This is a genomic window from Janthinobacterium sp. SUN026 (assembly GCF_030397625.1).
Lineage (GTDB): Bacteria > Pseudomonadota > Gammaproteobacteria > Burkholderiales > Burkholderiaceae_D > Janthinobacterium > Janthinobacterium kumbetense.
In genome coordinates this window covers 561,289-577,033 of the sequence record NZ_JAPQNU010000001.1, presented here as the reverse complement: position 1 = coordinate 577,033, position 15,745 = coordinate 561,289, and the positions used below count along the sequence as shown (strand labels likewise).

Genomic DNA, 15,745 nt, shown 5'->3' with positions numbered 1-15,745 from the left:
GCGGAATCAGGCCTCGGCCAGCGGCAAGCGCACCTCCACCAGCAAGCCCAGGCCACCATTGCCTCTGTGCAACTGAATCGTGCCGCCATGCTGTTGCACGACGGAAGCGACGATGGACAAGCCCAGGCCGCTGCCCGGCTGCGCCTGCTGCGGCGCGCGGAAAAAGCGGTCAAACACGCGTTCATACAGCGCCGGCGCGATACCCGGCCCCTGGTCGGCCACATGCAACACAGCCTGGCCCCGCTCCGCATGCAGCGACACCGTCACGCTGCTGCCGCGCGGGCTGTACTTGATGGCGTTTTCCACCAGGTTGTCGATCAGCGAGACCAGGCTCTCGCGCTGACCGGGCACGCTGAGCGAAACGCTGGCTTGCAATTCGAGCTCGATATCGCCCGCCTGGGCCAGGCCGGACAGGGCCGCCAGGCGGTCTTGCAGCAAGGTATCGAGCGCCTGCCGCCGCGGCAGCTCGCCCCCGCCGGCCTGCACTTCGCTGCGCGTCAGCTGCAGCAACTGCCCCACCAGGCGCGCGGCCCGGTTGCCGCTGTTCAAGATACCGTCCAGCAACTCTTGCTGGCGTGCATCATGCGCCTGTCCCTGCAAGGCCTCGACATTCACGCGCATAGCCGCCAGCGGCGTGCGCAGCTCATGCGTGGCGTCGGCGATGAAGCTGCGTTCGCGCGCGGCACTGGCATCGACCCGCTGCAGCAGGGCATTGATATTGTCGACCAGCGCCGCCAGTTCGCCATGCGGCGGCTTGAACGTCAGCGGACGCAAATCCTGCGGCCCGCGCGCCGCCACCTCCTGCGCCACCTTGCGCCACGGGCGCATGGCAAGGCGGATCGACAACCAGGCCGGCACCAGCAGGAACGGCAGGCTGATCAGCAACGGCAGCAGGTAGTAGCCGCGTGAATTGATCGTGATGAAAAATTGCCAGGCGCCGCCCACTTCCAGCACGGTCACGCGGGTGGCCCCTTCGGCCAGGCTGCGGCTGCGCCAGGCCTGGCCCTTGACGTACACCACTTCCATCTGTTCCGGGCCGGCGCTGCGGATGCCGCTGGGCGCACTCGGCGACTTGTAGACCAGCTTGCCCTCGCGCCAGACCAGGATGCGCGGCGCCAGTTCCGGCACCTTCCCCATTTCAAATTCCTCGCGCAAGGCTTCGTCGATGGCGCGCAAGCTTTGCTCCTGGCGCACGGGCTGGTCAGCCAGGTTGTCGGTCACGCTGATAATGGCGTGCAAGACCCCGCGGGTCACATTGCTCGCTTCGCTCGTGCCCTCGAACAGCACATACGCCACGGCCAGGCTCCACAGCACGGTCAGCATCAGCATTTGCGCCATCATCAGGCGGCGCACCAAGGTGGGCCGGCGCAGCATGGCCCAGAAACGCCCCATCATGCGCCGGCACCCGGCGGGACGGATGTCTCGCCATGCTGATCGATGACATAGCCGACGCCGCGCACGGTACGGATATAACCCTCGCCTATCTTGCGGCGCAAGTTGCCCATATGCACATCCAGAGTATTGCTGGCATTGGCCAGCCCGCCAGGCAGGATATGCTCTTCCAGCACGCGGCGCGTGATGACCCGGTTGGCGCGCATCAGCAAGGTTTTCAGCAGGGCATATTCACTGGCGGTGAGTTCCACGGGCCGCCCATGCACGCTGACCCTGCGCGTGGGCACCTGCAGCAGCAGGCCGCGCAACTCGATGGTGTCGCCATCGAAACCATAGCTGCGGCGTGCCAGGGCGCGCACGCGCGACAGCAGCTCGGCCAGCACGAAGGGCTTCACCAGATAATCGTCGGCGCCGCCGTCCAGGCCCCGCAAGCGCTGCTCCAGCGTATCGCGGGCGCTGAGGATCAGCACCGGCAGGCGCGCCGCGCGCAGCCGGGCCAGCAAATCGAGGCCATCGCCGTCGGGCAAGCCCAGGTCCAGCAGCACCAGTTCGCAACTGTCGTGCTCGATGCTGCGCGCAGCATCCTCCAGGCTGCGCACCCAGACCACTTGCATGCCCTGGTCGCGCAGGGCGATCCGCACGCCATTGCCCAGGTCCATATCGTCTTCAATCAGCAGTATCTTCATGGTGAGTATTAAACCACCGCAAGCTGAAGAATGGGTAAAGAAGCGCTCTTCATCCAATCTTAATAAAAGGCTCATTTTTCCTTCATGGCAAGGATAGATACTGTCGGCAGTCAATCGAGCCACTCCGGACTCGGTTCTCCACCTGACGGAAAATTCCATGCACGCACCCACAACCCTGCTGACCGCGCTGGCACTCGCCAGCGGCATGATCCTCAACCCGCTGGCCGCCGCCGCGGCCGAACCGGCCCCGCAAAATGTCTTCACCATCGGCGGCGGCGTCGCTGCCGTGTCCAGCTATTCCGGCGCCGACAAGCTGTCGGCCTCGCCCCTGATCATCCTCGACTACGCCATGGCCAATGGCCTGTTCTTCAGCACTTCGCGCGGCATCGGCTATGGCGGCCAGGCCGGCCCCTTCAGCTACAGCGCTGCATTGGGCTACCGCGGCAACCGCGAAGATCATAAGCGCAATGGCGCCAATGGCTGGGGTGGCAGCGACTACCTGAAGGGCATGGGCGAAGTCAAGGGCAACGCCAGCGCCCTGCTCAGCGCGGGCTATTCGCCCTTGCCGGGCCTGTCGCTGAGCGTGTCGAGCGACATTCCCCTGTCGAACCGCGAAAATGGCGCGAATGTGCATTTCGGCGCGGCGGGCCAGATCTACAGCCGGACCGATGCCAAGGGCGCGCAGCAGGACAGCGTGACCATCGGCGGCCAGCTGGGCTGGGGCGAGCGCAAGTACGTGCAGACCATGTATGGCGTGACGGCCACCCAGGCCGCGAACACCTCGTTCAAGCAATACACGCCCAAGGGCGGTTTCTATGAAGCACAGGCCACCATCAACTGGGAGCACCGCTTCGATGCGCGCTGGGGCATCAATACCCTGGTCGGCGTCGAGAGCCGCCTGGGCGACGCGGCCAAGAGCCCCATCGTGCAGCGCAAGACCTCCCCGGTCGGCGCCGTGTACGTCACCTACCGCTATTAAAACCGTGACGGCATAAGGGAAACCCGTACGCTGTTTCGCCAATTTACAGAGGCGGATGGCATGGATAAGATGACATGGTTCTCCCACTATGGCCATCCCTTCCATGCATGCATCGCGCCTTGCCCCGCAACGTCACCGCGCCCCGGACAGCGCCGCGGGCACGGGCGGCAAACCGGGCCAGGACACCTTGCTGCTGCTCCTGCCCGTCAAGCGCGCCAGCGACATCATCTACGGTGCGCGCTACGCCAGGCGCCTGCAGGAATGGGGCATCCAGGTCAGCGTCAGCCTGTTGCACGTGACACCAGCGCCAGCGCGCCGGGCCGATGGCTTGCCCCAGCACAACGCCGGCGAATGCCATGCGCTGGACCCGGCCACGCAGCACATGATGCACGAGGCGGGACTGTACCTGAGCCGCTCTCAACTCACCTTCAATACCCATATCTTTGCCGGCGAGCTGCTGTTTACGATCCTCGATACGGCTGAACTGCTCGGTTGCCACGAAATCGTCCTGCCGGCCCTGCGTCATAGTCCCTGGCAGCGCCGTTTTTCCGGTGCGCTCGCGCGCAAGCTGGCGCGCGCTACGCGCAGCGCCACGGTGTTGCTGGCCGACACCGACGGCATGAGCGGGCCGCCGCCGGCCTGAAGCGCCGCCAGCATCCCGCGTCCGGCTCATCCACATTCACATGAAAACTCTTTGATGACACAAGCTATTACCCTGCATGCGGGCCTGAGCAATATGCCGCCAGGCATGTCCCGCATGCGCGAGCTGCTCAAGCTGCAATTGCGGGCGCAACTGCAGCGCCGCCAGACGCGCATCTGGCTGCAGTTGCTCAATTCCCACCCCGTGTTCCAGGACTTGCTGCAAGCCTATCCACGCCTGATGCACAAGGTGTACCGCCCTTACCTGAGCACGAACCTGTCTTGCCGTCAGCGCGTCGCCTTGCTGGTCGAACACTATCATTTCATCCTGCAACAGGGCTGGGGCAAGTTGATGACGCAGGCGGCGCGCGCGCCGGTGCGGCTGGGCACCGTGCCGGGAAAGTCGGGCGCGCCCTACCACCTGCAGCTGTGTTCGCTACAACCGATGGACCGCGAAGGCGAGATGGTCCTGCAACTGGCGCACGGCGATGACGTGATCTACTCGGTCGCGTTTACCTTTTTCGGTTCGCGCGCGCGCGCCAGCATGAGCGTGGGCATCGGTTGCATCCAGGGCCCGCGCGGCGCGGAAGGCTTGCGCCGCGTGCGCGAAGCCACGCGCGACCTGCATGGCATGCGCCCCAAGGCCCTGATGGTGCGATTGGTGCGCCAGCTGGGACATGAACATGGCTGCCGCAACATGGTGCTTGTAGGCAATATCAACCGCGCCGTCCATCATTCCGCCAAAAAGGGCCGTTTGTTCGCCGACTACAATTCCCTTTGGCAAGAACTCGGCGCCCAGGCACGCAAGGATGGCGATTTTGAGTTGCCATGCGAAAACTTGCCCCTGCCTGCCCTGGAAGACATTCCCTCGAAAAAGCGCTCGGAAGCACGTAAACGCCACGAACTGACGCTGGCCATGATCAGCACCCTGCGTAGCGGCCTCGACGCCCATCGCAGCCCGGTGCAGGTCGCCACGGCAGGCGCTGCGGCAGCCGCCAACGAAGTACGGCAAGCAGTCGATCTGGATGACGACGACTACGCTTCCGCTATCGCCTGAGTCCCCCGGCCACCGCACGATGCCCCGCCCCCGCATCGTTGTTTGCCATCGCTGCCGCACCGCCGCCCCTCCTGCAACACACGCTTCAACCCATGCGCGGCCCAATCCTGTTACGCTAGCACTATCGGCATGCACTGCGGTGCACCGGTTCCCCCAACGCTTACTAGGAGGCAAGTCATGCGCGTAGACATCTACCGCCGGGCCGAGCACGACGGCATTTTTTCCTACCTCGCCGTGCCGGAAGGAAAGCTCATTCCTGAAGAAGTTACCAATACCGACTGGCAGCTGGAAGTACGCGCCAGCGAAGTGGCCGACGATGCCGAGATCTTGCCCAACTACCATATCGAACAGCCGCACCAGCAGATCGCCGCCAAGGGCTATGCGATCACGGGCCTGAAAGACATGTAAACGAAAAAAGCCAAATCAGCATGTCTGCGGTTTGGCTTTGTTGCATGCGCCGGGCGGTGCCGGTCAGTATTCGACCGCCACTTCTTGCGCACCCAGCATTTGCTCCAGCGCCATCTGCAATTCATCCGATGGTGCCACTTTCCATTCGTCCCCGAACTGCAGCACGCAACTGACGCCTTGCGGGCTGACCTTGGCGGCGATCGGCAGTCCGTCCGCAGCCCGGTGCGGCATGATCACGTCGCTGATGCGTTTCATGTCCAGCGTCGTGGGCAGAGTCAAGCCCAGCTGGCGGCCATACTGCACGCGCGCGGAGATGATGTCGAAGGCGCTCTCGGCCGTGATGCGCAAGCCGCCCGAAAAGCGGTCTTCCGACACCTTGCCCACGACGGCGAGGAATTCATCTTCCTTGAAGATTTTCCGGTTTGAATCGAACAATTCGCCGTACACCGTCACTTCCACCGTGCCGCTCTTGTCGTCGAGCGTGACGATGAGGATCTTGCCGCGCTGCGTCATTTGCGTGCGCAAGCCCGTGATGACGCCCGCCATCATGCGCGGTTCGCGCGACGGCGACAGTTCCGACAGTTTCGTGCGGGCAAAACGGCGTGCCTCGGGCGCATACGAATCGAACAGGTGGCCGGACAGGTAGAAGCCCAGCGCGATCTTTTCTTCCGTCAGGCGCTGTTTGTCCGTCCACACGGGCACCTTGACGTACTCGGGCGGCGCCACCATGTCGCTGTCGTCGCCGCCGAACAGGCTCACCTGGTTCGCCGCCTTGGCCGCCTGGTCGGCGCACTCCATGGCGAACGCCACGGACGCGAGCAGGATGGCACGGTCGACCTTCAGGCAATCGAAGGCGCCGCTGCGAATCAGGGATTCGATGGTGCGGCGGTTGATTTGCTTTTTATCAACGCGCTTGCAGAAATCGAACAGGCTGGTGAATGGCCCGCCCGCCTCGCGCGCGGCGATGATGGCTTCGATGGCGTTCTGGCCGGAACCCTTAACGGCGCCCAGGCCATAGCGGATCTGCGTGACTTTCTTGCCGCTCACGGATGGCGCAGCGCCGCTCGGCATGAAGCGGTAATCGGATTCGTTGATATCCGGCGGCAACAAGGTCAGCTTGCAGATTTCCAGCGAGTCTTCCACCAGGATCTTGATCTTGTCCGTGTCGTCCATGGCCAGCGACAAGTTGGCGGCCATGAAGGCGGCCGTGTGGTGCGCTTTCAGGTAAGCCGTGTGGTATGACAGCAAGGCGTAGGCGGCGGCGTGCGATTTGTTGAAACCGTAGCCGGCGAACTTTTCCATCAAATCGAAGATCTCGTCGGCCTTTTCCGCCGTCAAACCATCTTTCGCCGCACCGGCGCGGAAAATCTCGCGGTGCTCGGCCATCTCTTCGGCTTTCTTTTTACCCATGGCGCGGCGAAGCATGTCGGCGCCGCCCAGCGAGTAGCCGCCGACGATCTGCGCCATCTGCATCACCTGCTCCTGATACACCATGATGCCGTAGGTTTCGGACAGAATCGATTCCGTGCGCGGATCGGGATAATCGAAGCGTTCGCCGTGCTTGCGCTTGCAGAAGTCGGGAATCAGGTCCATCGGGCCCGGACGATACAGCGCCACGAGCGCGATAATATCCTCGAAGCGGTCGGGACGCGCATCTTTCAGCATGCCCTGCATGCCGCGCGACTCCAGCTGGAACACGGCCACGGTCTTGGCCTTGGTCAGCAAGTCATACGATGGCTTGTCGTTCAGCGGCAAGGTGGCCAGATCGAAATTGGCTTGCGCCGGATCAAGCTGCTTGATGTAGCGCACGGCGCGGTCGAGAATCGTCAGCGTGGTCAGACCCAAAAAGTCGAACTTCACGAGGCCGACGGCTTCCACGTCGTCCTTGTCGTACTGCGACACGACGCCGGAATCGCCGCCCTGCGTGTACAGCGGGCAGAAATCCGTCAGCTTGCCCGGAGCGATCAGCACGCCCCCCGCGTGCATGCCGATATTGCGCGTGATGCCTTCGACTTGCTGCGCCAGGTCCAGCAACTGCTTGACCTCTTCCTCGTTTTCCAGGCGTTCCTTGAGCAGCGGTTCTTCCTCGATGGCGTCGGCGATCGACACGGGTTTGCCGGGCTTGAACGGGATCAGCTTGGAGATGCCGTCGCAGAAGTTATAGCCGAAGTCCATCACGCGGCCCACGTCGCGGATCGCGCCCTTGGCCGCCATGGTACCGAAGGTGGCGATCTGCGAGACAGCCTCCTTGCCGTACAAATCCTTGACGTGCTGGATGACGCGGTCGCGCCCTTCCTGACAAAAGTCGATATCGAAGTCGGGCATCGAGACGCGTTCGGGATTCAGGAAGCGCTCGAACAGCAGGTTGTATTGCAATGGATCGAGGTCGGTAATGAGCAGCGAATACGCCACCAGCGAACCCGCGCCCGAACCGCGGCCCGGGCCGACGGGCACGCCGTTTTCCTTGGCCCACTGGATAAACTCGGCCACGATCAGGAAGTAGCCGGGGAATTTCATGTTGCAGATCGTGTCCGTCTCGAATTTCAGGCGCGACTCGTAGCGCGGACGCTCCTTTTCGCGCTTTTCCGGATCGGGATACAGCTGCAGCAACCGTTTTTCCAGGCCCGCCTGCGATTCGGCGACGAGGAACTGGTCGATCGTCATGCCGTCCGGCGTGGGGAAGTTCGGCAATTGCGGCTTGCCCAGGGTCAAGGTCAAATTGCAGCGCTTGGCGATTTCCACGGAATTGGCCAGCGCGGCCGGCAAGTCGGCGAACAGCTCCGCCATGTCGGCCTGCGACAGGAAGCGCTGGCTGTCATTGAAGCGCTTTACCCGCTTGGCGTTGGCCAGCATTTCGCCTTCGGCGATACAGGTCCGGGCTTCGTGGGCAATAAATTCCTCTGGGGAAATAAATTGCACGGGATGCGTGGCCACCACGGGCAAGCCCAGCTTGGCCGCCAGCGCCACCGCATGGCGTACCTGCGCTTCCTGGTTGGCCTGGCCGCCGCGCTGGATTTCAACATAGAAATGGCCGGGGAAAATCTCGGCCCAGCGCTGCGCATTGCGCTCGGCCAGGGCCAGGTTGCCATTTTCGATGGCGATACCGACGTCGCCGAAGTGCGCGCCGGACAGCACGATCAAGCCATTGGCCGCGCTTTCGCCCGGATACAGCTCATAGGTATTCGTCGCCAGCGCCTGCAGCCATTCGATGCGCAGCTCGGCGCGGCCCTTGTACTGGTTCGTCAGCCAGGCCGTCGACAGCAATTCGCACAGTTGCAGATAGCCCATGCGGTTCTTCGCCAGCAGCAGCAGCCGCGACGGCTTTTCGCGGTTGTCGTCATTCGTGATCCACACGTCGACGCCGACGATGGGCTTGATGCCCTTGCCGCGCGCTTCCTTGTAGAACTTGACCATGCCAAACAGGTTCGACAGGTCGGTGACGGCCAGCGCCACCTGCTTGTCCTTCGCCGCCGCCTTGACCACGTCGTCGATGCGCACCAGGCCATCGACGATCGAGTACTCCGAGTGCACGCGCAAATGGACGAAGGCAGGACCGGGCTGCATCGCTTGCTGTGAACCTGCCGGAGCGCCGGCCTCTTGCATTACCATTTCCATCCTGTGTACCGTTTCGTGCAAAATTCAATGGGGTCTATTCTACCGCGTCGCGCCCTGCCGGTCGCTAGGCGAGCACCCGCCCCTCGCAAAAAATGCGACCACCTGATGCGTGCGCCACGGCTTGCACGCACCGCGCCACTGTCCCAGGAAAGAAGCAAATCATTTATATGGATCCCCTTCTTCGATACAATCCGTCAGTTTGTATCACTTGATGAAGCATGTTGGTCTTTACGATACCAATCCTTCACCCTGAAAAACCAAAAAGGATTTATATGGAAAATAGCCACACCTCACCCACCGCGCAGGCCATCCATCCTACGGCCCTGGTTTCGCCTAAGGCCAGGTTAGGAAACAATGTGAAAATTGGTGCTTTTTCTATTATTTATGACAATGTCATCATCGGAGATGACACCACCATCGATTCACATTGCGAAATTGGCTATCCAACGCCATTGACCCAGGGCGAACCATTACGCATCGGGGCATCAAGCCTGATCCGCTCGCATAGTATTTTCTACGAGGGCTCAAGCTTTGGCGAAAAATTAACGACCGGCCATCGCGTGACCGTGCGAGAAAAAACCAAGGCTGGAAAAAACTTTCAGATCGGCACTTTGTGCGATATCCAGGGCGACTGTGTCATTGGTGACTACGTGCGCTTTCACAGCAATGTCCACATTGGCCAACATTCAAGTATTGGCAACTTTGTCTGGATCTTCCCCTATGTCGTGCTCACCAACGATCCGCACCCGCCAAGCCACGTGCAGATGGGCGTTACTGTCGAAGACTATGTTGCCATTGCTACCATGTCAATTTTGCTGCCAGGCGTAACTGTCAAGAAAGGCGCCCTGGTGGGTGCCCACAGTTCGGTTTCAAGAGACGTCGACGAAGATACCGTCGTGGCAGGTTCTCCGGCCAATTTCATTTGCGCAACAAGCAAGCTCAAGCTAAAGGATGGGTCAGGCTCCCCAGCCTATCCATGGCGCAAACACTTTCACCGAGGCTACCCTGAAGCCGTAGTTACCGCATGGCTCGAAGAGTTTCCACGCTAAATCACTGCCTGCCGTGCATGCGCCGCTTGCCCAGGCAAGTCGGCCGCACGGCACCAGTCCGCAGGCAAAGCCGCCTCGCCTACAAGCGCAGCATCTCTTTTTGAGGCTGATCCAAACAAGTTTATTTATAATACGGCTTGTTCGTTCAACTGATCGCAATCATGCAAGCTATTAACGCAATTTCACCACTCTCCCGCAGCGATGCCTATGTCAATATCGCAGCGTATAAATTCATTACGCTCGACGATACAGAAGCCATGCGTCCCTTGTATCAGGAGCAATGCCTGGCGCTGGAACTGAAGGGAACGATCCTGCTGACGCCGGAAGGCATCAACATGTTCCTGTCGGGCACGCGCGAGCATATCGATGCCTTCCTCGCCTGGGTCCGCAGCGACGCGCGCCTGGCCGATCTGGAATGGAAAGAAAGCTTGTCGAACGAGCAATCGCACAAGCGCATGCTGGTCAAGCTGAAAAAAGAAATCATCACCATGCGCATGCCGCTGATCAAGCCGGAACTGGGCCGCGCCCCGTCCGTCGACGCGCATACGCTCAAGCGCTGGCTCGACGCCGGCGTCGACGATGCGGGCAAACCCGTGGTCATGATGGAAACGCGCAACGCCTTTGAAGTGGACGTGGGCACGTTCAACAACACGCTTGATTACCGCATCGACAAGTTCACGGAATTCCCGGCCGTGGCTGCCGCGCACAAGGATGAACTGGAAGGCAAGACCGTCGTCACCTTCTGCACCGGCGGCATCCGCTGCGAAAAGGCCGCCATCCACATGAAGGAAATCGGCTACGACAGCGTGTACCAGCTCGACGGCGGCATCCTGAAGTATTTCGAGGAAGTGGGCGGCGAGCACTACACGGGCGACTGCTTTGTCTTCGACTACCGCACGGCGCTGAACCCGAAACTGGAACCGACGGAAACCGTGCAATGCTTCGTCTGCCGCGCCGTCGTCACGCCGCGCCAGCAGCTGGCGCCGGAATATGTGTATGAAGTGTCTTGCCCAAACTGCTACGATAAAACCATGCCTTGAGGCACTTCCGATGTCGCCATTTCCCAGGCGACATATTTCAAAAAAATCAATTTTAGAATAACAATTGATCAGCATTTCCCCTGCCTGGTCCGGCGGCACCCAGGCGGTTCAAAAGCAAACAAATGTAACAATATTGGATTTGTTTGCCATTCTCATAAACACTAGCTTTCCCTGGCTCAGTGAGTCATGCGAAAAATTCAATCGGCGGCTGCTTCATGCCGACCTGCCCACATGCGGCTTGCCTATGGGAAAAGTACAACACACCATGCGGAAAGCGTTGACCAGGACGCGCCCAAACTGCTGCAAACATGGCAATTTAAGGGGTTCTGAATTATAATCAAGAGTTAAGGATTGATTGATGTTTTCAGTTATTAACATCATGGAATATACGCATCTTGGATAGACAAATTCTCGTTGCCTACTATTATTATTAAAGAAATGAATTAAGCAGCATCTCTTATTTGTATTTTTTTTGCACAGGAAGCTCAGATGATTTTAGTGACAGGTGGCGCAGGCTTTATCGGATCGAATTTCGTTCTGGATTGGCTCGCGCAAAGTAATGAACCGGTAATTAATCTGGATAAGCTGACGTATGCGGGAAATCTGAATAACTTGCTGACGGTACAGAACGATCCACGTCACCTGTTTGTCAAAGGCGACATCAATGACGGCGCCCTGCTGGCACAGTTATTGGCGCAGCATAAGCCACGTGCCATCGTGCATTTCGCAGCGGAGAGCCATGTCGATCGTTCGATTCATGGACCGGCAGAATTCATCAGCACCAATATCAATGGCACCTTCAGCCTGCTGGAAGCCGTGCGTGCCCATTGGCAAGCACTGCCTGAAGCAGAACGCGCGGCATTCCGCTTTCTGCATGTCTCGACCGATGAAGTATATGGGACACTGGGACCGGACGATGCGCCGTTTACAGAAACCACGCCTTATGCGCCCAACAGCCCTTACTCGGCAACAAAGGCAGCGTCGGACCATTTGGTGCGCTCTTATCATCACACGTATGGCTTGCCGACGCTGACCACCAATTGCTCGAATAATTATGGCTCGTACCACTTCCCGGAAAAACTGATTCCCCTGATTATTGCCAACGCGCGCGCAGGCAAGGCCTTGCCTATCTATGGCGATGGCCAGCAAGTGCGCGACTGGTTGTATGTCAGCGACCACTGCACGGCCATTCGCCGCGTACTGGAAAGCGGACGCACGGGAGAAACCTACAATATCGGCGGCTGGAACGAAAAAGCCAATCTCGACGTGGTGCATACCCTGTGCGACATCCTCGATGAACTGCAACCGAAGGCAACTGGCGGCAGCTATCGCGAACAAATCAGCTATGTTGCCGACAGGCCAGGTCATGATCGCCGCTATGCCATCGATGCGCGCAAAATTGAGCGCGAACTGGGCTGGAAGCCGGCAGAAACCTTCGATACGGGCATCCGCAAGACGGTGCAATGGTATCTGGACAACGATGCATGGGTGCGCGACGTCCAGTCCGGCGCCTACCTGACGTGGCTGGAAAAAAACTATACGGCCCGCGCCGAACAGAATACGGAGGCTTGATGGAAGCCAAACTAGCCCGCAAGGGCATTATCCTGGCTGGGGGTTCGGGCACACGTCTGTATCCCGTGACCATGTCGGTCTCGAAGCAACTGTTGCCCGTGTACGACAAGCCGATGATTTACTATCCGCTGACAACGTTGATGCTGGCGGGAATGCGCGACATCCTGATCATTTCCACGCCCGCCGATACGCCCCGTTTCCGGGAGTTGCTCGGTGACGGCAGCCAATGGGGGATTAACCTGAGCTATGCGGTACAGCCATCACCCGATGGCCTGGCGCAGGCATTCCTCATCGGCCGCGAGTTCCTCGGCGATGCGCCTTCGGCATTAATCCTGGGCGACAATATTTATTATGGTCATGATTTCGAATCGAGCCTGTCTGCCGCTTCCGAGCGCACGGACGGCGCGACCGTGTTTGCCTATCATGTGCAAGATCCGGAGCGCTATGGCGTGGTGGAATTCGACGCCAATCAGCAAGCCATCAGCATCGAAGAAAAACCCTTGCAGCCAAAGTCGAATTATGCCGTCACCGGCCTGTATTTTTACGACAAGGACATTGCCGATATCGCCGCATCGATCAAGCCATCCGAACGGGGCGAACTTGAAATTACCGATGTCAACCGCGTCTATCTGAACCGTGGCACACTCAAGGTGGAACGCATGGGCCGTGGCATGGCCTGGCTCGATACGGGTACGCACGAGTCGCTGCTCGAAGCTGGCCAATTTATTGCCACAATTGAACACCGTCAGGGCTTGAAAGTTGCCTGTCCTGAGGAAATTGCTTACCGCAAAGGCTACATTACTGCCGCCCAGCTGGAACAACTGGCCCAACCGCTGAAAAAGAACGGTTACGGACAATATTTATTACGCCTGTTGAATGATAAGATTTTTTAAGCCATGCATATTCAAGCCACTGCCATTCCCGACGTATTGATCCTCGAACCCAAAGTATTTGGCGACGACCGGGGCTTTTTTTACGAAAGCTTCAACCAGCAGCGCTTTGCCGACTTGACGGGCATTACGGCCAATTTCGTCCAGGATAACCACTCCAAGTCCAGCAAGAATGTCCTGCGCGGCCTGCACTATCAGATCCAGCAACCGCAAGGCAAGCTGGTGCGCGTTACCGCGGGCGAAGTCTTTGACGTCGCGGTGGACTTGCGCGCCAGCTCGGCCACCTTCGGGCAATGGGTCGGCGTCACGCTGTCGGCCGAGAACAAGCGCCAGCTCTGGATCCCTGAAGGTTTTGCGCATGGTTTCATCGTCCTGAGCGAGTCGGCCGAGTTCCTCTATAAAACCACCGATTACTGGGCGCCTGAATTCGAACGCAGCATACTCTGGAACGATCCGGCCCTGGGCATCACCTGGCCAGGCGATGGCGAACCTGTGCTGTCGGGCAAAGACCAGCTGGGCAAACTGCTGGCGGACGCCGAGGTATTCGCGTGAAAATCCTCGTCACCGGAAAAAATGGCCAGGTCGGCTATGAGCTGGAACGCAGCCTGCAGGGCATCGGTCATATTATCGCTGTCGATCGCAGCGAAATGGACTTGAGCGACCTGGATCAGGTACGCGACGTGATCCGCAAAATCCAGCCAGACCTGATCATCAATCCTGCCGCCTACACGGCTGTCGACAAGGCCGAGACCGACGAGGAACTGGCCATGCGTGTGAACGCGCAGGCGCCGGGCATCATGGCGGAGGAAGCCGCACGGCTGGGCGCAGCCCTCATCCATTACAGCACCGATTATGTGTTTGACGGCACGGCCACGACACCCTATGTGGAAACGGCTGCCACCAATCCGCTCAACGTCTATGGCAAGAGCAAGCTGGCAGGCGAACAAGCCATCGCCGCTTCGGGCGCAGCGCACCTGATCTTGCGTACCAGCTGGGTATATGGCACGCGCGGCAAGAACTTTCTGTTGACCGTGCAACGTCTGGCGCAGGACCGCAGCGAACTGCGCATCGTCGGCGACCAGACTGGTTCGCCCACCTGGTGCCGCACGATTGCCGACGTGACGGCGCACATCGTCAGCCAGTCGCGCACCGGCGACCATGGCTGGTGGCGGGAAAATGGCGGACTGTATCACCTGACGTCGCAAGGCAGCACCTCCTGGGCGGGCTTCACGGAAGAAATCCTGCGCAACACCCCGCCAGCCAAACCGGTACACGTTCAAGCCATCGCCACGGCCGATTATCCCTTGCCCGCCAAGCGCCCCATGTATTCCTTGCTCTCTTGCGCCAAGCTGATCGACCGCTTCGGCCCCTTACCACAATGGGATGCCGCGTTAAGGTTGTGTCAATCCTGATTCTGCCCCTGCCTGCCGCTCGTCGGCACAGCGGCCTCCGGCATCGCATACTCCAATTACTCATATCATGGTTAACCATAGCTATAAAGACAATTTATCCAAAGCAAAGATTCTGGTAGTCGGCGATGTCATGCTCGACCGCTACTGGTTTGGACAAGTCAATCGCATTTCCCCGGAAGCACCGGTTCCCATCGCGAAGATTTCCCATCGCGAAGACCGCGCGGGCGGCGCGGCCAACGTGGCGCGGAATATTTCCAGCCTGGGCGGCCAAGCGACCTTACTTTCGGTCATCGGCCAGGACGAGGCAGGCGATGCCCTGGAAGGCTTACTCAAAGAAAATGGCGTCAATACACAACTATATCGAGATAGCAATATTTCCACGACCGTGAAATTGCGCGTGCTGTCTCGTCAACAGCAATTGCTGCGCATTGATTTCGAGGAAATTCCTACGGACGAGATTTTGACCAACAAGCTCGAGATCTACTCCAAGCTGGTCAGCGAGCATGATCTGGTGATTCTGTCCGACTATGGCAAGGGATGCCTGCGCTATGCGGAAAAAATGATTGTTGCCGCGCGGGCGCTGGGCAAGCCGGTCCTCGTCGATCCCAAGGGTAGCGACTACAGCCATTACAAGGGAGCGACGCTGCTCACGCCTAACCGCATGGAATTCCAGGCCGTGGCGGGCGGCTGGTCCGACGAAGCCGCGCTGACCCAAAAAGCCCAGGCGCTGCGCCAGGAACTCCAGCTCGACGCGCTGCTGGTGACGCGCAGCGAAGAAGGCATGTCCCTCTACCAGAAGGACGAGGTCTTGCACCAGCCCACGGTTGCGCGCCAGGTTTTTGACGTCTCCGGCGCCGGAGATACCGTGATCGGCACGCTTGGCCTGATGCTGGCGGCCGGGTATGACTATGAAGAAGCTATCAGCATCGCCAACCGCGCGGCCGGCATCGTCGTCGGCAAGCTGGGCACGGCCGTGGTAAGCCAAGAAGAACTGTTCTGCTAGGAG

14 protein-coding genes are annotated in these 15,745 nt (G+C 59.8%); 11 read left to right on the top strand and 3 right to left on the bottom strand.

Translation table 11 applies throughout. The annotated features are described in order from the left end of the window. Positions 1 to 6 precede the first annotated feature (6 nt). Both OX459_RS02715 and OX459_RS02710 read right to left on the bottom strand, forming a co-directional pair. Positions 7 to 1,395, bottom strand: coding sequence for an ATP-binding protein (locus OX459_RS02715; protein WP_289903714.1), 1,389 nt, complete (start codon positions 1,393 to 1,395; stop codon positions 7 to 9). Next, positions 1,392 to 2,078 carry a response regulator gene (locus tag OX459_RS02710; protein WP_289903713.1) on the bottom strand — a complete coding sequence of 229 codons (687 nt, stop codon included), beginning with the start codon at positions 2,076 to 2,078 and terminating at the stop codon, positions 1,392 to 1,394. Before OX459_RS02710 ends, OX459_RS02715 begins: the two co-directional genes overlap by 4 nt. Positions 2,079 to 2,235: 157 nt before the next feature. On the opposite strand from OX459_RS02710, the gene OX459_RS02705 reads away from it, so the two are divergent. The 4 genes from OX459_RS02705 (at position 2,236) to OX459_RS02690 (ending at position 5,161) form a co-directional block, all read left to right on the top strand. Then, entirely contained in the window at positions 2,236 to 3,057 is an 822-nt protein-coding gene (locus OX459_RS02705) for a MipA/OmpV family protein (RefSeq protein WP_289898810.1), read from the top strand. Positions 3,058 to 3,160: 103 nt separating this feature from the next. Continuing rightward, a complete protein-coding gene (locus OX459_RS02700) occupies positions 3,161 to 3,700 on the top strand; it encodes a universal stress protein (RefSeq protein ID WP_289903712.1) in 540 nt (179 codons plus the stop codon). 54 nt (positions 3,701 to 3,754) lie between these two features. After that, complete coding sequence (locus OX459_RS02695; RefSeq protein ID WP_289903711.1) at positions 3,755 to 4,753, top strand: VirK/YbjX family protein; 999 nt, start codon at positions 3,755 to 3,757, stop codon at positions 4,751 to 4,753. A 177-nt stretch (positions 4,754 to 4,930) separates the two neighbouring features. Beyond that, positions 4,931 to 5,161, top strand: a complete 231-nt coding sequence (locus OX459_RS02690; protein ID WP_092713976.1) for a DUF6139 family protein — start codon at positions 4,931 to 4,933, stop codon at positions 5,159 to 5,161. Between the two features lie 63 nt (positions 5,162 to 5,224). Here OX459_RS02690 and dnaE read toward each other — a convergent pair whose 3' ends face one another. Further along, positions 5,225 to 8,764 carry a DNA polymerase III subunit alpha gene (dnaE, locus tag OX459_RS02685; protein ID WP_289903710.1) on the bottom strand — a complete coding sequence of 1,180 codons (3,540 nt, stop codon included), beginning with the start codon at positions 8,762 to 8,764 and terminating at the stop codon, positions 5,225 to 5,227. A 284-nt stretch (positions 8,765 to 9,048) separates the two neighbouring features. Here dnaE and OX459_RS02680 point away from each other — a divergent pair, with 284 nt between their 5' ends. The 7 genes from OX459_RS02680 to rfaE1 all read left to right on the top strand — a co-directional run bounded on the left by OX459_RS02680 (position 9,049) and on the right by rfaE1 (position 15,742). Beyond that, the gene (locus tag OX459_RS02680) at positions 9,049 to 9,825 is read left to right on the top strand and encodes an N-acetyltransferase (protein WP_289903709.1); all 777 of its coding nucleotides are present in this window, start codon (positions 9,049 to 9,051) and stop codon (positions 9,823 to 9,825) included. A gap of 161 nt (positions 9,826 to 9,986) precedes the next feature. After that, positions 9,987 to 10,865: a sulfurtransferase gene (locus OX459_RS02675; RefSeq protein ID WP_289903706.1), complete on the top strand. Its 879-nt coding sequence runs from the start codon at positions 9,987 to 9,989 to the stop codon at positions 10,863 to 10,865. Between the two features lie 489 nt (positions 10,866 to 11,354). After that, positions 11,355 to 12,437, top strand: coding sequence for a dTDP-glucose 4,6-dehydratase (gene rfbB / locus OX459_RS02670; RefSeq protein ID WP_289903705.1), 1,083 nt, complete (start codon positions 11,355 to 11,357; stop codon positions 12,435 to 12,437). Continuing rightward, positions 12,437 to 13,330 (top strand): glucose-1-phosphate thymidylyltransferase RfbA, encoded by an 894-nt coding sequence (gene rfbA / locus OX459_RS02665; RefSeq protein ID WP_289903703.1) that lies wholly within the window; start codon positions 12,437 to 12,439, stop codon positions 13,328 to 13,330. The genes rfbB and rfbA overlap by 1 nt, the downstream gene beginning before the upstream one ends. Before the next feature lie 3 nt (positions 13,331 to 13,333). Beyond that, positions 13,334 to 13,879, top strand: a complete 546-nt coding sequence (gene rfbC, locus OX459_RS02660; RefSeq protein ID WP_289903702.1) for a dTDP-4-dehydrorhamnose 3,5-epimerase — start codon at positions 13,334 to 13,336, stop codon at positions 13,877 to 13,879. Beyond that, positions 13,876 to 14,739: a dTDP-4-dehydrorhamnose reductase gene (gene rfbD, locus OX459_RS02655; protein ID WP_289903701.1), complete on the top strand. Its 864-nt coding sequence runs from the start codon at positions 13,876 to 13,878 to the stop codon at positions 14,737 to 14,739. The genes rfbC and rfbD overlap by 4 nt, the downstream gene beginning before the upstream one ends. A 67-nt stretch (positions 14,740 to 14,806) precedes the next feature. Further along, positions 14,807 to 15,742 carry a D-glycero-beta-D-manno-heptose-7-phosphate kinase gene (gene rfaE1 / locus OX459_RS02650; RefSeq protein WP_289903699.1) on the top strand — a complete coding sequence of 312 codons (936 nt, stop codon included), beginning with the start codon at positions 14,807 to 14,809 and terminating at the stop codon, positions 15,740 to 15,742. The last annotated feature ends 3 nt before the right edge of the window (positions 15,743 to 15,745 follow it).